The organism is Delftia sp. DT-2 (assembly GCF_028401915.1).
Taxonomy (GTDB): Bacteria; Pseudomonadota; Gammaproteobacteria; order Burkholderiales; family Burkholderiaceae_C; genus Comamonas; species Comamonas tsuruhatensis.
Map to the genome: position 1 here is coordinate 29,693 of NZ_JAQOTI010000020.1, position 20,110 is coordinate 49,802.

Annotated in this window: 18 protein-coding genes; 12 read left to right on the top strand and 6 right to left on the bottom strand. The window is 66.3% G+C overall.

Translation table 11 applies throughout. The features are described 5' to 3' along the window. Window positions 1-104: 104 nt before the first annotated feature. The 5 genes from PO605_RS27145 to PO605_RS27165 all read left to right on the top strand — a co-directional run bounded on the left by PO605_RS27145 (window position 105) and on the right by PO605_RS27165 (window position 4,994). A complete protein-coding gene (locus tag PO605_RS27145; RefSeq protein ID WP_016446977.1) occupies window positions 105-587 on the top strand; it encodes an Hcp family type VI secretion system effector in 483 nt (160 codons plus the stop codon). Between the two features lie 608 nt (window positions 588-1,195). Continuing rightward, entirely contained in the window at window positions 1,196-1,408 is a 213-nt protein-coding gene (locus tag PO605_RS27150) for a hypothetical protein (protein WP_126311363.1), read from the top strand. Next, window positions 1,405-2,142 carry a GntR family transcriptional regulator gene (locus PO605_RS27155; protein WP_016453385.1) on the top strand — a complete coding sequence of 246 codons (738 nt, stop codon included), beginning with the start codon at window positions 1,405-1,407 and terminating at the stop codon, window positions 2,140-2,142. The genes PO605_RS27150 and PO605_RS27155 overlap by 4 nt, the downstream gene beginning before the upstream one ends. Window positions 2,143-2,363: 221 nt before the next feature. Further along, window positions 2,364-3,197: a flagellar filament capping protein FliD gene (fliD, locus tag PO605_RS27160; protein WP_017407064.1), complete on the top strand. Its 834-nt coding sequence runs from the start codon at window positions 2,364-2,366 to the stop codon at window positions 3,195-3,197. A gap of 39 nt (window positions 3,198-3,236) precedes the next feature. After that, window positions 3,237-4,994 (top strand): methyl-accepting chemotaxis protein, encoded by a 1,758-nt coding sequence (locus PO605_RS27165; RefSeq protein WP_272207188.1) that lies wholly within the window; start codon window positions 3,237-3,239, stop codon window positions 4,992-4,994. Window positions 4,995-5,005: 11 nt separating this feature from the next. On the opposite strand, the gene PO605_RS27170 is transcribed toward PO605_RS27165, so the two are convergent. Both PO605_RS27170 and PO605_RS27175 read right to left on the bottom strand, forming a co-directional pair. Then, window positions 5,006-5,413: a hypothetical protein gene (locus PO605_RS27170; protein WP_046241555.1), complete on the bottom strand. Its 408-nt coding sequence runs from the start codon at window positions 5,411-5,413 to the stop codon at window positions 5,006-5,008. A gap of 107 nt (window positions 5,414-5,520) precedes the next feature. Next, the gene (locus tag PO605_RS27175; RefSeq protein ID WP_047472468.1) at window positions 5,521-5,910 is read right to left on the bottom strand and encodes a hypothetical protein; all 390 of its coding nucleotides are present in this window, start codon (window positions 5,908-5,910) and stop codon (window positions 5,521-5,523) included. 207 nt (window positions 5,911-6,117) lie between these two features. On the opposite strand from PO605_RS27175, the gene PO605_RS27180 reads away from it, so the two are divergent. From PO605_RS27180 to PO605_RS27195, 4 genes are all read left to right on the top strand, one after another. Continuing rightward, window positions 6,118-9,621 carry a response regulator gene (locus tag PO605_RS27180; protein ID WP_272207189.1) on the top strand — a complete coding sequence of 1,168 codons (3,504 nt, stop codon included), beginning with the start codon at window positions 6,118-6,120 and terminating at the stop codon, window positions 9,619-9,621. Window positions 9,622-9,815: 194 nt separating this feature from the next. Continuing rightward, window positions 9,816-10,646, top strand: a complete 831-nt coding sequence (locus PO605_RS27185; RefSeq protein WP_016446970.1) for a CheR family methyltransferase — start codon at window positions 9,816-9,818, stop codon at window positions 10,644-10,646. Beyond that, window positions 10,646-11,260, top strand: a complete 615-nt coding sequence (locus PO605_RS27190; RefSeq protein WP_272207190.1) for a chemotaxis protein CheB — start codon at window positions 10,646-10,648, stop codon at window positions 11,258-11,260. The genes PO605_RS27185 and PO605_RS27190 overlap by 1 nt, the downstream gene beginning before the upstream one ends. Before the next feature lie 48 nt (window positions 11,261-11,308). Next, the gene (locus tag PO605_RS27195; protein ID WP_047471420.1) at window positions 11,309-12,439 is read left to right on the top strand and encodes a hybrid sensor histidine kinase/response regulator; all 1,131 of its coding nucleotides are present in this window, start codon (window positions 11,309-11,311) and stop codon (window positions 12,437-12,439) included. A 45-nt stretch (window positions 12,440-12,484) separates the two neighbouring features. Here PO605_RS27195 and PO605_RS27200 read toward each other — a convergent pair whose 3' ends face one another. The 4 genes from PO605_RS27200 to PO605_RS27215 all read right to left on the bottom strand — a co-directional run bounded on the left by PO605_RS27200 (window position 12,485) and on the right by PO605_RS27215 (window position 17,601). Further along, window positions 12,485-12,856 carry a response regulator gene (locus PO605_RS27200; protein WP_016446967.1) on the bottom strand — a complete coding sequence of 124 codons (372 nt, stop codon included), beginning with the start codon at window positions 12,854-12,856 and terminating at the stop codon, window positions 12,485-12,487. A gap of 185 nt (window positions 12,857-13,041) precedes the next feature. After that, window positions 13,042-13,851 (bottom strand): metallophosphoesterase family protein, encoded by an 810-nt coding sequence (locus tag PO605_RS27205; RefSeq protein WP_016453389.1) that lies wholly within the window; start codon window positions 13,849-13,851, stop codon window positions 13,042-13,044. Window positions 13,852-13,878: 27 nt separating this feature from the next. Further along, entirely contained in the window at window positions 13,879-14,883 is a 1,005-nt protein-coding gene (locus PO605_RS27210) for a diacylglycerol/lipid kinase family protein (protein WP_047328080.1), read from the bottom strand. A 123-nt stretch (window positions 14,884-15,006) separates the two neighbouring features. Further along, window positions 15,007-17,601, bottom strand: coding sequence for a bifunctional diguanylate cyclase/phosphodiesterase (locus tag PO605_RS27215; RefSeq protein ID WP_442874762.1), 2,595 nt, complete (start codon window positions 17,599-17,601; stop codon window positions 15,007-15,009). Between the two features lie 504 nt (window positions 17,602-18,105). Here PO605_RS27215 and PO605_RS27220 point away from each other — a divergent pair. The 3 genes from PO605_RS27220 to PO605_RS27230 all read left to right on the top strand — a co-directional run bounded on the left by PO605_RS27220 (window position 18,106) and on the right by PO605_RS27230 (window position 20,071). Then, window positions 18,106-18,576, top strand: coding sequence for a YjfI family protein (locus tag PO605_RS27220; RefSeq protein WP_223275219.1), 471 nt, complete (start codon window positions 18,106-18,108; stop codon window positions 18,574-18,576). A 40-nt stretch (window positions 18,577-18,616) separates the two neighbouring features. Further along, window positions 18,617-19,327, top strand: coding sequence for a PspA/IM30 family protein (locus tag PO605_RS27225; protein ID WP_047470329.1), 711 nt, complete (start codon window positions 18,617-18,619; stop codon window positions 19,325-19,327). A gap of 75 nt (window positions 19,328-19,402) precedes the next feature. Further along, complete coding sequence (locus PO605_RS27230; RefSeq protein ID WP_016446961.1) at window positions 19,403-20,071, top strand: hypothetical protein; 669 nt, start codon at window positions 19,403-19,405, stop codon at window positions 20,069-20,071. Window positions 20,072-20,110 lie beyond the last annotated feature (39 nt).

The following is a 20,110-nucleotide window of genomic DNA, read 5'->3' on the forward strand; positions in this document are numbered from 1 at the left end:
TACCCGGGAGTGGTTTTCCCCTTTGTTCGCGTGTGAACCATCCGATGCAGTCGGTCTATTGGGTTGCATGCGAACGTTTAATCCATTAATTCGAGAGGTGTGCAATGTCCGTTGATATGTTCATGAAGGTCGAGGGCGCCAGTGGCGAATCCCAGGATTCCAACCACAAGGGCTGGACCGACATCGACTCCTTCACCTGGGGCGCGACCCAGCCCAACACCATGGCCAGCGGCGGCGGTGCCGGCGCCGGCAAGGTGAGCTTCCATGACCTGAACGTCATCGCCAAGGTGGACAAGTGCTACCCCGCCGTGCTCAAGCACTGCGCCACGGGCAAGCACCTGGGCCAGGTCGACATCTCGCTGTGCAAGGCCGGCGGCTCGCAGATCGAGTTCACCAAGATCACCCTGACCGACGTCATGGTGACGAACGTGACCGTCAGCGGCGCCAACTCCTCTGACACCGTGACTGTCAACTACTCGTTCCAGGCTGCCAAGGTCAAGACCCAGTACTGGGAACAGACCAACCAGGGCGGCAAGGGCGCCGAGAGCCAGATGGGCTTCAACATCAAGGAAAACCGCGAAGCCTGAGTCTTCTTGCGCAGGCTTGCTGCTGCGGCAAACCCGCGTCGGATGCATCCGGCGTGGGTTTGCCGTGGATGCGCGGGAATATGGCCTCCATCCATCGATGGAGGCTTTCCAGTATGGAAAGCTGGAATCGAGCGGTGGATGGAATATCGGGCAGGACGTGCCTTGTCTCTGCATTTACAAGGCCGCTGCTAGCAGATTCACATGTCAGTTCCTTGACAGAAGGCCGCCTTCCATTCCTGTCAGAGGCTGAATGCCTCAATATCTTGCAATATTTAACAAATACACAAACCCATGGCCGCAGGCATGGGGAAATTGATGTGCTCGTTGCACCAGGTGTGTGCAGAAACTCTCTGGAAAAAATGGATTGGCGCAAATATGCGCAGGATTACCGCGAGTGGGTTCCTGTTGGTGTTGGTCCAGTCACTTTGAATGTCTGGTGCCGGGGGTTGCCAAACGCTATGGTGTGTATGGCCTTTGCGGCGGCAAGTCGCGGAGCATACACGAAGATCGGCCGTTGTCGAGGATATTCTTGTAGGTCCAATTATTAAAACGCAATTCGTTTCTTTAATAAATCCCACTGCCAACTTGTGTACAAGAAAGAGTACTAAATGCGTGAATGGACCATTGCCCATTGCCTGATCGCAAATCAGGCAATGGTATTGCTGCTGCGGTCGGCGTATACCCTGTCTTCGGCCATGCGCGAGTCCGGTGTCGAAGGCAAGGCCTGGCCCTTCTTCAGGGCTCCGGGCATGTCGTTGCCAGCCCCTGGCGGCGGCCAGCGGCAAGGCCTGCGTGCTCCAGCGGGCGTGGCAGTCGCATGAGCATCGCGGTTGTTTCCTCGCCGGTGTGCGAGACGCGCCAGGGCCCTGCGAGCAGCGCGCATTCGCTGGCTGCGCAGATCTACGCCTGCCTGAAGAACGACATCTTCGATTTCCGCCTGCTGCCTGGCGACCGTTTCAGCGAAGGCGAGATCGCCACGCGCATGCAGGTCAGCCGCACGCCCGTGCGCCAGGCGCTGTTCTGGTTGCAGCGCGATGGCTATGTGGATGTGCACTTCAAGAGCGGATGGCAGATCAAGGCCTTCGACTTCAAGTACTTCGAGGATCTGTACGAGGTGCGCACCCTGATGGAGACCAGCGCCGTGGCCAGCCTGGTGGGCGAATCGCTGCAGTCATTGCAGCCGCTGCGCGAAGTCTGGTGCGTGCCGGAGGAGCAGCGCGAGACCGACCCCGCCGTCGTGGCCTCGCTGGACGAGGCCTTCCATACCGGCCTGGTGGCCGCGACCGGCAACCAGGAGATGGCGCGCATCCACCTGGACATTACAGAGCGCATCCGCATCATCCGCCGCCTGGATGTGATCAAGCTGCCGCGCGTCTCGGCAACCTATGACGACCATGCCGCCATTCTTGCCGCCATCGAGGCCGGCGATGCCGCGCTGGCCCAGTCCTGCCTGAAGCAGCACATCGCCGACAGCCGTGCCGAGGTCAAGCGCATCACCTTCTACATGCTGCAGACGGCGCGCGAGCGCTACGGAGCCCTGCAGCAGACGGCCTGATGGTCGGGATGTGTGGAACGGGCCTCTTCGGAGGCCCTTTTTCATGGGCGCACGGCTCGCTGGGGGAAGGCGCGCGTGCATCCGGCCCGGCAAAGGCTGCAAGTCGCGGGTAAGCGGCCCGCTTATCCCTGCATTGCGGCGGCGGCGTCCCGGTAGTCTCCCTGCCAAACCGTGGACGGGCCCTGCGCCCGCACCATCCGCAAACTTACAGGGAAGAGAACATGAGCATCAGAACCGACAACCTGAATGTGCAAAGCCTGTTGGCCCGAGCCCAGTCCAGGCTCAACAGCAGCACCACGGCGCAGACGGCTTCGGACTCGGCCATTAAGAAGAGCGATGCGCAGGCCGGCGCCACGAAGACGGACAGCACCAAGACGGAGACCACCGAAGCGGAGAAAGTCCGCAAGCTGGCGCCTTCGCTGTCCAAGGCACACGAGCGCATTGCGGCCCAGGCCCAGGCGGGCTCTACCTCGCTGTCGGCGCTGGGGCAGTTCAAGTCGTCCCTGGTGGATCTGGCCACGGCGGGCAAGGAGATGGCGGCCCTCACGGCGACCAGCACCACCCAGTCGGTTCAAGGTGCGCTGGAAAAGCTGGTGGCGCGCTACAACGCCAGCGCGGCCAAGGGCAATGCCAGCGCGGCCGCCGGCTCCACCACCGATGTGGGTGCCACCCGCGCGCTGCGCGAGCTGCGTGCGGCCATCATGAGTGTCACGGGCAGCGCGACTTCGCCCAGCCTGGCCAGGATCGGCATCGTCCAGCGCCAGGACGGCACGCTGGCGGTGGACGCCAAGGCCCTGGAAAAGTCCATGGCCACAGATCCCGCAGGCGTGACCTCGGCCCTGGCCGGCATTGGCAAGGCGGTGGAAAACAGCGCCAACGATGCACTGTCCACGGGCAGCCGCCTGAGTTCGTCCATGGCAAGCCTGGGCGACCGGGTCAAGGCGCTGCAGCAGCAGCAAAGCGCCGTGGTGGCGACGGCCGAGAAGCTCGGCGATTCCCTGGTCGGCTCGGCCAACTGGAATCGCATGGTGCTGGACGCCTACCTCAAGAACTAGTTTTTGCCGCGTTTCCGTCCCGCATCCTGTTTCCCCATCATGAAAAATCTGCGCATAGGCCTTCGTCTCGGAGGCGGTTTCACCATTCTTTTGCTGATCATGCTGCTCATCAGTGTCACCAGCATCGTCAGCATGGGGCACATGGCCCGCTCGACCACGGAAATCACCGAGGTGGCCCTGGCCAAGGAGCGGATGATCAGCGACTGGTTCCGCAACATCCACTCGGGTTCGCGCCGCACCACGGCCATTGCCAAGAGCAGCGATCCCTCGCTGGCCACCTTCTTCGCCGAAGACGCAGCCGAGTCCTCGCGCCAGTCCAGCAAGCTGCAGGACCGCATCGAGCCGCTGCTGCAGACCCAGGAGGAAAAGGACATCTGGGTCGAGATCAAGAAGGCGCGCGCCGGCTATCTGGCGGGCCGCGACGTGGTGACCAAGGCCAAGGCCGAGGGCCGCGCCGAAGACGCCGAGCGCCTGTTCACCCAGCAATACCAGCCCGCCACGCAGCGCTATATCGACATGGTCCAGCGCCTGCTGGACATGCAGCGCGCGGCCATCGACAGCTCCGCCGCCGATGTGCTGGTGCGCTTCTCGGCCAGTCGAGCCGCCATCATCACGGTGGTCTCGCTGGCCTTTGTGCTGGGCGCGCTGGCCGCCTGGTGGATCACGCGCGGCATCACCAGGCCGCTGGCCGAGGCCCTGCGCGTGGCGCGCACCGTGGCCAACAACGACCTGACCAGCCGCATCACCGTCGATTCGCGCGATGAAACGGGCCAGTTGCTGCAGGCGCTGCGCCAGATGAACGACAACCTGGCCCAGGTCGTGGGGCAGGTGCGCTCGGGTGCCGACAGCATTGCCACGGCTTCGGGCGAGATCGACGCGGGCAACCAGGACCTGTCCTCGCGCACCGAGCAGCAGGCCAGCTCGCTGGAGCAGACGGCCGCTGCCATGGAGGAGCTGACCAGCACGGTCAAGCAGAACGCAGAGAACGCGCGCCAGGCCAATCAGCTGGCCGCTTCGGCGTCGCAGACAGCCGTGCAGGGCGGCAAGGTGGTGGCGGGCGTGGTGGACACCATGGGCGGCATCAGCGAGTCCAGCCGCAAGATTGCCGACATCATCGGCGTGATCGACTCCATTGCCTTCCAGACCAACATCCTGGCGCTGAACGCCGCCGTGGAAGCGGCGCGCGCCGGCGAGCAGGGCCGCGGCTTTGCCGTGGTGGCCGGTGAGGTGCGCGCGCTGGCGCAGCGCAGCGCCTCGGCGGCCAAGGACATCAAGGACCTGATTGCCGACTCGGTCTCCAAGGTGGAGGCGGGCACGCGTCAGGTGGCCGAGGCCGGACGCACCATGGACGGCATCGTGCAAAGCGTGCAACAGGTCAGCGACCTGGTGGCCGAGATCACCGCCGCCAGCCAGGAGCAAAGCAGCGGCATCAACCAGGTGCACCAGGCGATTTCCCAGATGGACACGGTGACACAGCAGAATGCGGCGCTGGTCGAAGAGGCGGCCGCTGCAACCGGTTCGCTCAAATCCCAGGTGCACCAGCTGGCCGCTGCAGTGAGCGTATTCCGTATCGAGGGCGCGGCGTCCGCTCGTCCGGCGGTGCCAGCCCCGGCCCCTGCCGGGCGTGCACAGCCTGCGGCAGCGCAGATGCGCGCTCCTGCCAGGCCGCTGGCCGCGCCTGCGGCTGCTGCGTCCCCGGCCGCACCCGCCGCCAAGCCTGCAGCCGCCAAGCTGCCGGCCTCCCGGCAGTCCGTGCCTGCCACTGGCAAGGACGATGGGGACTGGACCTCGTTCTGAGCCCGGCCAGGTTACTTGGGGGCGCCCAGCTCGTACTTGGAGCCCTCTCCCTGGCCGTCGGTGATGGCGGCGGCCTGGCCGGCGGCCGGATTCACGCCGCCTGCATCTTCCTTGTTGGTGGCACCTGACCCGCTTGCCGGTTCAGACGCCCGGGCGGGCAGCGGCGCGGCAGCCGGCAACGGCTCATGCGGGTCGCCCTTGGCATGGGGCATGACCTGCTCGGCCGTGATCACGGGCTGGCCCAGCAGGGGCTTGTCCGGTGGCGGCTGGTTGAAGCGCGGCACTTCGGCCATGGGAAATCCCGCGCGCTGCGACGAGGTCTCGCCCGAGCAGGCGGCCAGCGTCAGCAAAGAGCTTGCGGCGACGGCCAGGGCCAGCCGTCTGGCAAGTGTCGTGGCATGCACAAATTCATGGGGCATGGTTGTTCTCCGGTGGTCTATCTTCCCGCCGACATGCTCCCACGCGCCCAGGGCTGGTGGCGTAGGTCCATGCCGGATTCCCGGTCGCCGACCACCGCAATCCTTGCTCAGGGCTGGCTGCCGCTGGCCTTCCACGATCCGTCGGACTGCTTGCAGAACCAGAAGCGCCAGTTTTCCAAGGTCTTTTTCAGGCGCACATCGGCCGACAGCAGGCGGCAGCTTCCGGCCGTCCCGGTCTGCACGGTCTGCTGCGGCTGCAAGGCCATCGTCACGCGCTGGTTGGTACGGTTCGGGCCGCTGGTCCATTCGGTCACGGAGCCGTCGGCGGCCTCGTTGAGCACCTTGGCCACGGTGGCCTTGGCATCGGGCAGGTCCCTGGCGGGAATGCGCGCGGCGATGGTGTCGTTGAGGAAGATCGAAGCCGCAGCGCTGGCGCTGGTGGACACCAGCGAAGCGGCAGCGGCCAGCGATGCGACGGTGATGGCAAAGGTTTTCATGCAATGGGTCCTGGAAAGTGGGCCGACGCCCGCAGCGGGGTGTCGGAAGGAAAGTATCGGGCCATGTTAACGGCTGCAATGGCGCCTGCGGGCGTCGCGCGTCGCCGAAACCAGCGCAAGCTGCGCCACAGTGCTGCCGAGGGCTGCGCAAAACGTTTACAGTCCTTGGCGGATTTCCCCGTCCCTTCCTGCCAGAAACTCCACTGCATGCCACGATCCTCCCGCAATCAGAGCACCCAGCGCTTTGCCATTCCATGGACACTTGTTGCCGGCTTTGGCGCGGCGGCACTGGCCACCCTGGTCATTGCCTTCGTCAATTTCAGGGCGTCTGAGACGCGAGGCCAGGCCGTGGTGGCCATGGACCGCACGACACTGGCCATGCGCCAGCTCAGCCAGCTCAATGCTTCGCTCAAGGACGCTGAGACCGGGCAGCGCGGTTTTCTGCTCACGGGCGACCCGGCCTACCTGCAGCCCTACCAGCAGGCACGCGATGTGCTGATGCAGCAGCTGGAGGCGCTCAAGGCGCGCACTTCCAATGACTCCGACCAGCACCGGCTGCTGGCGCAGATCGAGGAGATATCGGCCCAGAAGCTGCGCGAGCTGCAGGAGACCATAGACCTGCGCAAGTCCGGCGATCTGGACGCCGCCATGGCCCTGGTGCGTCTGGACGTGGGCAAGAACGCCATGGACCGGCTGCGCGAGCTGATCGACGACCTCTACACGCACCAGACACGGGAGCTGGCCCAGCGTCGCCAGCTGTGGGTGGAGGCATCCACCACCTCGACCTACTATTCCTGGGGCGGCTCCCTCATCCTGCTGGGCCTGATCCTGGCATCGGCCGCGCTGACGGTGCGCGAGTACCGCGTCAAGGCGCGCCAGTCGTGGGTGACGTCCGGTCTTTCCGGCCTGGGGCAGCAGTTGCAGGGAGACCACCGGCTGGAAGACCTGGGCCAGAAGGCGCTGGAGTACCTGGCCAGCTATTTGCGTGCCGATGTGGGCGCCGGCTATGTGGTGGACTGCGCCGATGGCGGGTTGCGCCTGTTCGGCGGCTATGCCCTGCCGCGCGAGCGACTGCAGCAAAAGCTGCTGCCCGGCGAGGGGCTGGCGGGCCAGGCGGCCGCGTCGCGCAAGCTGCTGCATGTCAGCGATGTGCCTGCCCAGCATTTGCAGATTTCCTCGGGCACCGGCCAGTCCAGCCCCTTGCAGCTGATGCTGGTGCCCGCCATGGAAAACGGCGAAGTGTTCGCCGTGATCGAACTGGGCTTTCTGCGCCCCGTGGGCGAAGCCGAGCGCAGCCTGCTGGAGCGCGCCTCCGAATCGCTGGCCGTGGCCATTCGCTCGGGCCTGGACCGTTCGCGCCTGGAGACCTTGCTGGAGGAAACGCGCCGCCAGTCGGAAGAGCTGCAAGCCCAGCAGGAAGAGCTGCGCGTGAGCAACGAGGAGCTGGAGCAGCAAAGCCGCATCCTGCAGGAGTCGCAGACCCAGATGGAGCACCAGCAGACCGAGCTGGAGCAGACCAATGCCCACCTGGAAGAGCAGACCCAGCAGCTGGAGTACCAGCGCGAGCAGTTGCTGCGCGCCCAGGGCGCGCTGACCGACAAGGCCCGCGAGCTGGAGCTGGCCAGCCAGTACAAGAGCGAGTTCCTGGCCAATATGAGCCACGAACTGCGCACGCCGCTGAACTCCACCCTGATCCTGGCCAAGCTGCTGGCCGACAACAGGCCGGGCAATCTGCAGGCCGAGCAGATCAAGTACGCGCAGACCATCCACGCCGCAGGCAGCGACCTGCTGGCGCTGATCAACGACATCCTGGACCTGTCCAAGATCGAGGCCGGCCAGGTCACCGTGGTCGCCGAGCCCGTGACCATTGCCACGGCGCTGCAGACGCTGATGGAGCCGCTGCGCCCGATTGCCCGCGAAAAGGGCCTGGAGCTGTCCTGGACCGTGGACCCGGGCGTGCCCGCCACCATGCAGACCGATCCCATGCGGCTGGCCCAGGTGCTCAAGAACCTGTTGTCCAACGCGCTCAAGTTCACAGCCAAGGGCTCGGTGGGCCTGCAGGTGTCCTGCGCGCCCCAGGGCATGCTGTCTTTCGCGGTGCGCGATACCGGCATCGGCATTGCCGAGCAGCAGCAGCAATTCATCTTCGATGCCTTCCGCCAGGCCGATGGCAGCACGCACCGCAAGTTCGGCGGCACGGGCCTGGGCCTGTCGATATCGCGTGATCTGGCGGGGCTGCTGGGCGGCACGCTGACCGTCTCCAGCACGCCTGGCCAGGGCAGCGTTTTCACACTGACCGTGCCCGTGAGCCTGGAGTCGGCCGAGTCCGGCCCGGCCACGGCCCCGACTGCCGCACCGCAGCCTCAGCCGCAGGGGCTGCGAGAGGCCTTGGCAGCGTCGTCCGTGCCCGTGCTCGCAACGGCCAACGTTGCGCCCGCCGCACCTGCGTTCGCGCCGCCCATGTCGCCTGCCATGGCACCTGCCGCGTCGGCGGCAACGGACGCCCTGCGCAAGAGGGGTCAGAGCGGGCGCCGCATCCTCGTGATCGAGGATGACCTGCGCTTCGCGGACATCCTGTCGGAGCTGGCACGCGAGATGGATTTCGAGTGCGACGTGGCCAATACGGCGTCCGACGGCCTGTCCATGGCGGCCGACAATCAGCCCAACGCCATCGTGCTCGATATCAACCTGCCCGATTTCTCGGGCCTGGGCGTGCTGGACCAGCTCAAGCGCAACCCGGCCACGCGCCACATTCCCGTGCACGTGGTCTCGGTCGCGGACTATTCGCAGGAAGCCATGGGGCGGGGTGCCGTCGGCTACGCGCTCAAGCCCGTCAAGCGCGAGGAACTGGTCCACGCCCTGCAGCGGCTGGAGGCCAAGTTCACCCAGGACCTGCGCCGCGTGCTGGTGGTGGAGGATGACGAGCGCCAGCGCGAGAGCGTGCGCCACCTGCTCAGCCGCAGCGATGTGGACATCGTCTGCGCGGGCACGGCGGCGGCCGCGCTGGATCATCTGCGCGGCTCCACATTCGACTGCATGGTGATGGACCTGAACCTGCCTGACATCAGCGGCTACGAGCTGCTGCAGCGCATGACGGACCAGGACGATGTTTCCTTCCCGCCTGTCATCGTCTACACGGGCCGGGCGCTGTCGCGCGATGAAGAGCAGCAGCTGCGGCGCTTTTCCAAGTCCATCATCATCAAGGACGCGCGCTCGCCCGAGCGCCTGCTCGACGAGGTCACGCTGTTCCTGCACCAGGTGGAGTCGGAGCTGTCGGCCGAGCACCGCCAGATGCTGCAGGTCGCGCGCAGCCGCGAGTCTGCGCTGGAAGGGCGCACGGTGCTGGTGGTGGAAGACGATGTGCGCAACGTGTTTGCGCTGTCCAGCATCCTGGAGCCCACGGGCATCCGCGTGGAGATCGCGCGCAACGGGCGCGAGGCGCTGGAGGCGCTGGAGTCTCGCGGCGCGGCGCAGGCCGGTATCGACTTGGTGCTGATGGACATCATGATGCCCGAGATGGATGGCTACACCGCCATGCGCGAGATCCGCAACCGGCCGCAATGGCGCCGCCTGCCCATCATCGCCCTGACCGCCAAGGCCATGAAGGACGACCAGGAGAAATGCCTGGCCGCTGGTGCCAACGACTACATCGCCAAACCGCTGGACGTGGAAAAGCTGCTGTCGCTGGTGCGGGTGTGGATGCCCAAGTAGCAAGGAGGACGCGATGCCTCAGCTGAAAAATAGCCCCCACGCTCCCCTTGCTGCGCAAGGTCCGCTGCCCCCCGAGGGGGCTGCTTTTCATCTTGGGGCGGCCCGGCGATGAAGAATGACCCCCACGCTCCCCTTGCTGCGCAAGGTCCGCTGCCCCCCGAGGGGGCCGCTTTTCATCTTGGGGCGGCCCGGCGATGAAAAAAGCCCGCACCGCCGACATCGAGCAGCGCCTGCTGATCGACGCCATCTACCACCGCTACCACTACGACTTCCGGGGCTATGCCCAGGCCTCGCTCAAGCGGCGCCTGCAGACGGCCCTGGTGCAGTTCGGCTGCCAGACGCTGTCGCAGCTGCAGGACCGCGTATTGCATGATGCAAGCGTGTTCCCGGCGCTGCTGGAATACCTCACGGTCCAGGTCAGCGACATGTTCCGCGACCCGAGCTATTTCCGGGCGCTGCGCACCGAGGTGGTGCCGCTGCTGCGCACCTATCCCTCGCTCAAGGTCTGGGTGGCCGGCTGCAGCGCGGGCGAGGAGGTGTATTCGCTGGCCATCCTGCTGGAGGAGGAGGGCCTGCTGGACCGCACCCTGATCTATGCCACCGACATCAATCCGCATGCGCTGCGCGCGGCCGAGCAGGGCGTTTTCGACATGTCGCGCGTGGCGGCCTTCACCGACAACCATGCGCGCTCGGGCGGGCACAGCTCGCTGTCGCACTACTACACGGCGCGCTACGGCCGCGTGGTCTTCGACAAGGGGCTGCGCGAGCACATGGTGTTCTCCGACCACAGCCTGGCCACCGACAGCGTGTTCGCCGAAATGCACCTGGTGTCCTGCCGCAACGTGCTGATCTATTTCGAGCGCGAGCTGCAGGACCGGGCGCTGGGCCTGTTCCGCGATGCGCTGTGCCATCGCGGATTCCTGGGGCTGGGCTCCAAGGAGTCGCTGCGGTTTTCAGGGCATTCGGAGGCCTTCGAGGACTTCGTGCTCGAGGACCGCATCTACCGCAAGAAGGCCGGGCTGTGATGCCCGTGACCACGAACACACCCGCCTCCGACGCCGCCACAGCCTACGAGGCCATCGTGATCGGCGGCTCGGCCGGCGCGCTCGATGCGCTATCGGTGGTGCTGCCCGCGCTGCCGGCCAGCCTGCGCGCCTCGGTGCTGGTGGTGCTGCACCTGCCGCGCGATCGCCGCAGCCTGCTGGCCCAGCTCTTCGGCCCGCGCTGCGCCGTGCCGGTGCGCGAGGTGCAGGACCAGCAATGGATCGAGCCTGGGTGCCTGTACTTCGCCCCGGCCGACTATCACCTGCTGGTGGACAGCGGCCCCCGGCTGGCGCTGTCGCTGGATGCGCCCTGGCATTTTTCGCGGCCCTCCATCGACGTGCTGTTCGAGTCCGCTGCGGATTGCTATGGCGAGCGGCTGCTGGCGGTGCTGCTGTCCGGCGCCAATGACGACGGCGCGCAGGGCATGGCCAGCGTGCACGCCGCCGGTGGCCTGGCCGTGGTGCAGGCGCCCGAAGGCGCCCGCATGCCCACCATGCCGCTGGCGGCGCTGGCCCGCGTGCCGCAGGCCCAGGCGCTGGCGCCCGAAGGCATTGCCTTCCTCATTGCATCGCTGCACCGCCAGGGAAGGCTTTGAATGTCCAGCCGGCACGCCCCCACAAGACTAAATACCGAGAGAGAATCCATGCCCCATACAGATCGCGTCAAATGCTTGATCGTCGATGACATCGCCGAGAACCTGATCGCCATCGAGGCGCTGCTGCAACGCGACGGCATCGAATTCCTCAAGGCCCAGTCCGGCCCCGAGGCGCTGGAGCTGCTGCTCAACCACAGCGACGTGGCCCTGGCCCTGCTGGATGTGCAGATGCCCGAGATGAACGGTTTCGAGCTGGCCGAGCTGATCCGCGGCAGCGAGCGCACGCGCCATATCCCGCTCATCTTCATGACGGCCGGCTCGCGCGAGCACAACTGGCAGTTCCGTGGCTATGAGAGCGGCGCCGTGGACTTCCTGTACAAGCCCATCGATCCCCACATGCTGACCACCAAGGCCAATGTGTTCTTCGAGCTGCACCAGCGCAAGCAGGCACTGGCCCATCAACTGCAGGAACGCACCGAGGCGCTGCGCATCAACGAGATGTTCATGGCCGTGCTCAGCCACGACCTGCGCACGCCGCTGCAATCCATCAAGGCCGCCGCCACGTTGCTCACGCGCCAGCCCGATACGGGCAAGGTGGCCAGCATGGCCGAGCGCATGCTCAGCAGCAGCCAGCGCATGTCGCGCATGATCGAGGACCTGCTGGACGTCACCCGCATCCGCCAGGCGGAAGGCCTGCCGCTGTCACCGCGGCCTACCAGCTTGCAAGTGCTGCTGCAGCGCACGCTGCAGGAAGTGGAGACAGGTTTTCCGCAGCGGCGCCTGGACAGCGAAATGCTGGGCAATCTCGATGGCACCTGGGATGGCGAACGCCTGTGCCAGGTGCTCACCAATCTGGTGGGCAACGCCATGCACCATGGCGATCCGGCGCAGCCTGTGCAGGTGACGGCCGATGGCAGGCAGGACCATTGCGTGGTCATCACGGTGCGCAACGGCGGCACCATTCCTGCGGAGCTGATGCCTACCCTGTTCAACCCGTTTCGCGGAGGAGAGCGCAAGCCGGGCCAGCACCAGGGCCTGGGCCTGGGGCTTTTCATCGCGCACCAGATCGTGCGTTCGCACAACGGGCGCATCGATGTGCACTCCGCCGATGGCGTGACCAGCTTCAGGGTGGAGTTGCCGCGCGAGATGGCAGCGGGAGGCTCCAAGGCCGTGCTGTGACGGCGGGAGCCGATGGACCGGCAGGCCGGTCTCGGGAAAATGGGCTCAGTGGACGGGCCTGGTGTGCAGCGCTTCCTGTATGGAGTCCAGCAGCGTTTCCAGGTCCTCGATCTCGAAGGGCTTGAGCAAGGTCCGCACCTGGGGACCCCAGGCGGCCGGGTAGGGCCCCAGGTCGTAGCCGGAGCACAGGATGATCCAGCGCTGCGCATCGGCCTGCAGCAGCTGCCGCGCCAGATCGGTGCCGGACAGGCCCGGCAGACTGACATCGGAGACCACCACGTCGAAAGGCTGGCCCGCATCCAGTTCCAGGGCCTGTTCGGCAGTGGCGCAACTGGTCACGAAACGGGATTCGCTCTCCATCAGCAGGCCAATGGTTTCTCGCAGGTCGGCATTGTCTTCAACGTACAGGATTCGCATATCTCTTTGTTGCAGTGCGTCATGCTGCTATCAAAAAGGCAGCATGGACGAGGGCTGATCATCCACACCCGCCGCCCTCCATCACGTAGGACAGCATGCAAACTTGGTCGACGGTTGCCTTCTGTGCGTGCCAGGCGATGGATTGTGCAATACAAAGGCAAGTCCCACGAACGGCCTGTGCGATCTCAAGTCCGGGCAGTGGGCAGGGGATCCAGCACATGCCTTTGCACGGGCAGGAATTCACCGGCCTGCCGCGAATAGTCCCAGCGCGTGAGCTGCCGGCGCCAGTCCTGGCCTGTGGCGCCATCCCGATGCTCCAGGGTGAACAGGCTGTTGGGCGCATGGGCGCGCAGCCGCACCGAGACCGCGGTGCCCGCCTGCGCTGCCCACAGCCCGGGCAGGGGCTGGACCAGGCCGGGGTCATGCCCATGGCCCGAGAGCACCAGTTGCGCTCCGGCATCGCGCCAGCGGGCCAGTGCCTGCGCGGCGCGGTGAGGACGGTGGCTGCGGTCCTCTTCGTGGGCCGCAGCCAGCGGGTGGTGGCTGACGACGATGCGCCAGTCGGCGGGGCTGGCCTGCTCCAGGCGCTGCGCCACGTGCAGGATCTGCCCGGCCGACAGGCTTCCGCGCTGGTGGCGCCACCAGCGTGTGGTGTCCACGCCGATCACGCAAAAGCCTGGCACGGCGCACCAGGGCTGCAGTTCGGAATCGATCCAGCGCACATAGCGGTCGTGGGCGTGGCCACCCAGCCGTTCCCACCAGGCGAGCAGCGGCAGATCGTGGTTGCCGGGCACCACCAGTCGCCGGGGCACGGAAAGGCTGTCGAGAAACTCCCGCGCCTGGGCAAATTGCGCGGCCGTGGCGCGCTGGGTCAGGTCGCCGGAGACCACCAGCAGCGTTACCGGCAGCCGGGCCGCCAGTCTCGCCACGGCGGCGCACACGGCCTGATCGTGGGCGCCGAAATGCAGGTCCGACAAATGCATGAGCAAGGCCATGGGCGCTCCTTGTTCCTCATTCGGCGGTCAGGAGGAGGCGGGCTCTGCCGGGGCAGGCACCACCAGCCACAGCGGCTTCTCGCCCAGGCGAAAGCGGATGGGCGGCGCCATCCATTCGCGTTCGCCATCGAAGGCTACCTTCATGCGGCGAGGACGCCGTCCTGCAGGCTCCGCCACCAGCTCGGTACAGGCCAGGCTGGCGACGGCATCGTCCTGGGCCAGCCGTCCCATTACCGCATTCCAGACCACGCGCGCCGGGGCCTCGCTGGCCTGGGGCAGCAGCAGCACGGCGGCCAGATGACGGCCATCGGCCACGGCGCGGGCCTCGTCAATCCCCACGCGCTCCAGCTGCAGCGGGTTGTTGCCGACGAACAGGGTGGTGGCCAGGTGCTCCTGCTGCTGCAACGGCGCATCACGGTCGGGGCGCAGGGCCACGCGCCAGCGGCGCACGCTGCCGCCGCGCAGGATGCTCCAGATGGAGGCGGCTATGGCCACCAGCCGGGTGCGGCCGAAACGGGTGGACGCGCGTTCGCGTTCGTCTAGCAGGCGGGGGTACAGGCCCAGGCTGGCGTTCACCAGGAAAAGCCGTTCGTTGACCAGGCCCACGTTCACGGCCCGCATCTGGCCGGCCTGCAGCGCCAGGAGAATGTCCTGCACGGCCTGGGCCGGCTCCAGTGACAGCGCCTGCTCGCGGGCGAAGTAGTTGAAGGTGCCCAGCGGTACCACGCCCATGGGCACGCCACGCGACCAGGCAGCCGAGGCCACGGCATTGATGGTGCCGTCACCGCCGGCGGCCACGACCAGGCCGCCGTCCCTGCGGGCACTGTCCACGGCGCTGGCGGCCAACTGCACGATGTCGGCCCTTGCGCCCGGCACATGCCAATGCACGCTGCGCTGCTGCAGCGCCGGCACGCCGGTCAGGCGGGCGCGCAGCTGCTCCAGGTCGGCGCCGGGGCGCAGCGGCACGATCAGGTGGATGGGGCCGGCGGGATCAAGCCTGGGCGGCTGGTTGTCGCAAGATGAGGGCGTCATGGAAGGAAGCGGGCTGGAACAGGCGCCGATTGTTCCGTGGATGGCACCTGCCGGTGCACCGGATCATGCAAGCGGTGCGCGTCAGCCAAAGCCGACAGTCTGCGGGCTGCTGACTGTACCTGTTCACTCGCGCCAGGGGGCGCGGTAGTCCAGCATCTGCGCCAGCGGCACGGGCCGCTCGAACAGATAGCCCTGCGCATGCTCGCAGCCGAGCTCGTGCAGCAGCTGCGCCTGGGCCTGTTCTTCCACACCTTCGGCGACCACCTTGACGCCAAAGCCCTGGGCAATGCGCAGCACGGCGGTCACGATGGCCTTGTCGGACTCGGAAGCCGGCAACTGGCCCACAAAGCTCTGGTCGATCTTGATGCAGTCAAAGCGCAGGCGGCTCAGGTAGGCCAGGGACGAGTAGCCGGTGCCGAAGTCGTCGATGGCGATCTTCACGCCCAGCGCGCGAATGGCGGCAATGCGCTGCAGCGTGGCGTCGCTGTCGTCCAGCAGCATGGACTCCGTCAGCTCCAGGGTCAGCACCCGGGCGGGCAGGCCGCTGGTGGCCAGCGCCTGCTCCAGCGTGCAGGCGAAGTCGGACTGGATCAGCTCGCGCGCCGACATGTTGACGTGCAGCTCGAAGTCGGCCGGCAGGTGCGCAAGGTGCAGGGCAATATCGTGCGCCGCCGTGCGCAGCACCCATTCGCCGACGCTCAGGATCAGGTCCGACTCCTCGGCCACCGGGATGAACACGCCCGGCGGCACCCTGCCGCGCGTCGGGCTTTCCCAGCGCACCAGGGCCTCGGCACCCACCATGCGGCCCGTGGCCAGATCCACCACGGGCTGGTAGAAAACGCGCAGTTCGTTGCGCTCCAGCGCCTGGCGCAATTCCATGGCCAATTGGGTGCGGCCCAGCATTTTCTGCGCCAGGCCTGGCTCGAACAGCACAAAGGGCTGCGCTGCGCCAGCATTGCGCTGCGCCTCACCCAGCGCAATGCTGGCGTTGCGCAGCCACTCGGGCAGCGCGCCCGGCAGCAGCTCGCCGCTGACGGCGCCCGCGCAGGCGCGCAGCACGATGTCGTCCTTGCCCACGGAAAATGGCTGGTCGAAGATCTCCAGCAGATGGCGGCATTTGTCCTGCATCTGCTGCGGCGTGCAGTCATGCAGCCACAGCATGGCGAACTCGTTGCTGGCCGTGCGCGCCAGCAGGGCAGGAAACTGCAGATGGTGGTTGCGCAGCCGCTCGGCCACGGCCCGCAGCAACTGCTCGCCCGTGCCATGGCCCACATCGTCGCGGACGCTGCGGAAATTCTGCAGCTCCAGCAGGCACAGCGCGGCAGGGCAGGGCGTGTTGGCGGCTGCCGCCGCATCGGCCTGCTCGATCAGGCCGGCGCGCGTGAGCAGCTGCGTCAGGCTGTCGTACTGCAGCAGGGTGCGCATGTGCTCGAAGGATTCCTGCAGCCGCTGCGCCATGTTGTGGAATGCCGAGACCAGGGACGAGGTTTCCACCACGGACGTGTCCGGCAGCGCCTTCACCGCGCTCCAGTCACCCTGGGCCAGGCGGTTGGCCGCGTCGGCCGTCACGGCCAGGGGGCGCAGCGCCCTGCGCAGGCACCACAGGCCCAGCGCCAGCCCCAGCAAGGCCAGGCCGACAGCCAGGAAAAGGGTATGGCGGCTGTCCTCCCGCATGCTGCTGACCAGATCGGACTCGGGCTGCAGCACCAGGATCCGCCAGTCGATGCCGCGCACATCGTGGAAGGGGGTGACCTGCCCGTGGTAGATCTGGCCCTGCTCCGTGAAGCTCAGGTTGATGACACGGTCAGGGCCTGTCCGGGCTGGCGTCGAGCCCTCGCGCGCATGCCCGGGCAGGTGCTCGGGAAGCCGGGCTGCCAGCGAGCGCAGCGCCAGGTCGGGGCTTTCGGACAGGCGCAGGCGCACGGGCGGGTCGTAGGGGCCTTCGCGGCGTTTCAGCACCGACAGCTCGGAGGAGTGCGCCACCATGTAGCCCTGCGCATCGACCACGGCGATATGGCCATTGCCGCGCAGGGGCTCGTCGCGCAGAAAGCGGTTCATGCTGCTCAGCCGCACATCGGCGGCCAGCACGCCGGCCAACTGGCCGGACACACGCACCGCAGTGGCTGCGGAAATCGTGGCATCACCCCGGTCCCCCGTCACCGTGTAGATGGGCGACCAGTGCGGGCCGTCTTCGCGAATGGCGGGCTGGTACCAGGGACGCACGCGGGGGTCGTAGCCGGCAAGGCTGGACATGGGCGGGCCCGGCTGCAGTCCCTCGAAAATCTGCAAGGTTCCCTGGGTGCTGCGGTCCTGAAGAATCAGGCGGTAGTGGCCATCGGGCTCCAGCCGCACCCCCGTGTATTCGCCTTGCACGCCTCCAAAGCTCAACAGGCTGATCTGGTGGTGCTGGGCATAGAGCTCGGTGAATGAGCGTGTCAGATAGCCATAGATGGGCCGCAGGTCTCCGGGGGTGTAAAGCGCCTGCCGGGCCACGGTCTCGGCCAGGGCCTGCTGCACGCGCAGCGGAGTCTCCAGATAGTCGGCCAATTGGTGGCGCGTGGTGGTGGACAGGGAGTCGAGCAGCCGCAGACTTTCGCGATTGATGAGCTGGTCCACCTGGCGCTGCTGCCAAGCCGCCAATAGCCCGGCCGTGACCACAAACACCGCAATGAAGGGGGCCGTGACTGCCGTGCGAAGTGAGAGCCGAAAGGCGGGCATGCAGAGGTTTCCGTAGCGTGCGCCGGGCAGCCAAGGGCCGGGTCTGCCTGCGACAGCGGCCATTGTGCAGTGCCTCGGCAGCCTTTCGCGGCAGCGGTCGCCCCCTGTGCAGGAGCTCTTCTGTGGGTGATAGGAAAAATTGTCGATAAATGATTTTCAGTAGAAAAAATGAATAATGAACGGGCATTTGCAGCAACGCAAAGGCATGGTCAGTGCGTCTGCAATGCCTTCCATTGCGGCACTCCTTTTACATATCCGTTTACAAATTGATCTTCATTACATGTAGACATCACATGTAATGGTCGCTATCGTATCCGCATGGAACAAAAGACATCAGCCCACTACCAGCGTCTGCACCGGCAACGGCTGCGCGAGCAGGGGCTGGTGAAAAAGGAGGTCTGGATTCTTCCAGAGTACGGTGCTGCATTGCAGCAATTGGAAAAGCAAATGCGCGTGTCCGGCTTGCAACCGGATTCAATGGTTCTCATCCATAAGGAGGGCAGCATGGACAACAGCAGACAGGCATATCGGGATATTCACGCCTTGGCGGGCGACCTGCAGCAATCAACGCTGGTGCAGGGCGGCCGGCTCCATATCGAGGTGCTTGAAGGCGCGGACGCCAGTCTGCTCATCAGCCTGCCCGAATTCGGCGATCTGCCGGTCCACGTGGCCCTGTCGGGCGACCAGCTGGTGGTGGAGGCCTTTCTCTGGCCTGCCGATCAGGTGCACGACCGCGCCGGCCTCAACGAGCAGATGCTGCGCCTGCAAAAGCTGTTTCCCTTCACCACCATGGCGCTGGAACCCCAGGCCCATGGCGGCGAGGGCTATGTGATGTTCGCCGCCCTGCATGCCAGCAGCAGCGAGGGCGACATCATTGCCGAAATCCTCACCCTGGCCGACAGCGTCATCCAGGCCACCGAGGCGCTGGCTCACTATCTGACCCCTGCGCCGGTGCCCGCGCCAGTGCAGGCCTGAAGCCTGCCCGTTGAAGACACTGAGCCCCAAGGAGATCATCATGACCATCTGGAACAAGCTGGTGACCGCGTTGCGCGGCGCAGCGCACGAGGCCGGCGAGGCGGTGACCGACAGCCAGGCCCTGCGCATCCTGGACCAGGAAATCCGCGATGCCGACAGCGACCTGAACAAGTCCAAGGAAGCGCTGGCCGACATCATGGCCAAGCAAAAGCTGGCGGCCGGCAAGCTCAAGCAGACCCAGGAACGCATTGCCGAGTACGAGGGCTATGCCGTCAAGGCGCTGGACACCAGTGACGAGGCGCTGGCGCTGGAAGTGGCCGGCAAGGTCTCCGTGCTGGAGACGCAGCGCGACGAGGAGCAATCCCAGCTGGACGCCTACACACAAAGCGTGGAGCAGCTGCGCGTGGCCATACAGACGGCGCAGACGCATATCAAGCGTCTCAAGCAGCAGGCCGACACCGTCAAGGCCACGGAAAGCGTGCAGCGCGCCCAGGCCACGGTGGCCGGCCGCTATGCAGGATCGCAGACGCGCGTGCAAAGCGCGCTGGATTCGCTGGAACGCATCAAGCAAAAGCAGGCCGAGCGCGGTGCGCGCATGGAAAGCGCGGCCGAGCTGGCGCGCGACAACAGCGAAGACGCGCTGGATGCCAAGCTGCGTGCCGCCGGCATCACGCCCCAGGCGGGCAATGCGCAATCGGTGCTGGAACGCCTGAAGGCGCAGCGCGCAGCCGCTGGCGGAAAAAGCGCTTGATGCGCGGCCGTGGTCCGGGCAGGCCGCGTCGTGCCCGCCGTCCTGGCTGCCGGGTTTGAAGGGAGGAGATAAAACATGTCTGCATTCCTGCAATACGCGTTCGGCTTTCCGACCTTCATCTTCGGCGCCTTGCTGCTGTTCATGCTGCTGTACTGGCTGATCGCCATGCTGGGCCTGCTGGAGGTGGACTCGCTGGACCACTGGGTGCTGTTCGACGGCAGCGACCATGCGCACGGCGTGGAGCACTCGGCCAGCGCGCTGGCCGGGCTGCTGCTCAAGGTGGGCCTGGGCGGCATTCCGCTCACGGTCATCCTCACCGCGCTGTTCCTGCTGTCCTGGCTGGCTTCCTATGTGCTGTGCCATTTCGTGCCCATGCCCCAGGGCTGGACCCTGGTGAACCTGCTGACCGGCACCTTGGTGGCCGTGGCGGCTGCCGTGCTGGGCTTTGCCGCCACGGTGCTGGTGCTGCGCCCGCTGCGGGGCATCGTCAACAAGGTGGCGCCTGCAGAGGAGCCCAAGGTGCTGCTGGGCCGCACCGGCCTGGTGCGCAGCGCCGTGGTGGACGGCACGCAGGGCTACGGCAGCGTGGAGGACGGCGGCGCCGGCCTGAACGTGCAGATGCGCTCGCCCGAGCGCGCACTGGGCCGGGGCACCGAGATCGTGCTCATCGAGCACCTGCCCGAGCACAACGCCTGGCGCGTGGTCAGCAAGGCCGAGTTCGACGGCACCGAGCTGCCGCGCTAGCTCCAGGAATTTCCAGGAATTCCTTCCTATTCGTTCCCA

Coding starts and splice junctions, on each gene's coding strand:
- PO605_RS27145 (WP_016446977.1), top strand. CDS start 105: ATGTCCGTTGATATGTTCATGAAGGTCGAGGGCGCCAGTGGCGAATCC.
- PO605_RS27180 (WP_272207189.1), top strand. CDS start 6,118: ATGCCACGATCCTCCCGCAATCAGAGCACCCAGCGCTTTGCCATTCCA.
- PO605_RS27195 (WP_047471420.1), top strand. CDS start 11,309: ATGCCCCATACAGATCGCGTCAAATGCTTGATCGTCGATGACATCGCC.
- PO605_RS27190 (WP_272207190.1), top strand. CDS start 10,646: ATGCCCGTGACCACGAACACACCCGCCTCCGACGCCGCCACAGCCTAC.
- PO605_RS27205 (WP_016453389.1), bottom strand. CDS start 13,851: ATGGCCTTGCTCATGCATTTGTCGGACCTGCATTTCGGCGCCCACGAT.
- PO605_RS27230 (WP_016446961.1), top strand. CDS start 19,403: ATGTCTGCATTCCTGCAATACGCGTTCGGCTTTCCGACCTTCATCTTC.
- PO605_RS27185 (WP_016446970.1), top strand. CDS start 9,816: ATGAAAAAAGCCCGCACCGCCGACATCGAGCAGCGCCTGCTGATCGAC.
- PO605_RS27220 (WP_223275219.1), top strand. CDS start 18,106: ATGGACAACAGCAGACAGGCATATCGGGATATTCACGCCTTGGCGGGC.
- PO605_RS27150 (WP_126311363.1), top strand. CDS start 1,196: ATGCGTGAATGGACCATTGCCCATTGCCTGATCGCAAATCAGGCAATG.
- PO605_RS27210 (WP_047328080.1), bottom strand. CDS start 14,883: ATGACGCCCTCATCTTGCGACAACCAGCCGCCCAGGCTTGATCCCGCC.
- fliD (WP_017407064.1), top strand. CDS start 2,364: ATGAGCATCAGAACCGACAACCTGAATGTGCAAAGCCTGTTGGCCCGA.
- PO605_RS27225 (WP_047470329.1), top strand. CDS start 18,617: ATGACCATCTGGAACAAGCTGGTGACCGCGTTGCGCGGCGCAGCGCAC.
- PO605_RS27200 (WP_016446967.1), bottom strand. CDS start 12,856: ATGCGAATCCTGTACGTTGAAGACAATGCCGACCTGCGAGAAACCATT.
- PO605_RS27165 (WP_272207188.1), top strand. CDS start 3,237: ATGAAAAATCTGCGCATAGGCCTTCGTCTCGGAGGCGGTTTCACCATT.
- PO605_RS27170 (WP_046241555.1), bottom strand. CDS start 5,413: ATGCCCCATGAATTTGTGCATGCCACGACACTTGCCAGACGGCTGGCC.
- PO605_RS27215 (WP_442874762.1), bottom strand. CDS start 17,601: ATGCCCGCCTTTCGGCTCTCACTTCGCACGGCAGTCACGGCCCCCTTC.
- PO605_RS27155 (WP_016453385.1), top strand. CDS start 1,405: ATGAGCATCGCGGTTGTTTCCTCGCCGGTGTGCGAGACGCGCCAGGGC.
- PO605_RS27175 (WP_047472468.1), bottom strand. CDS start 5,910: ATGAAAACCTTTGCCATCACCGTCGCATCGCTGGCCGCTGCCGCTTCG.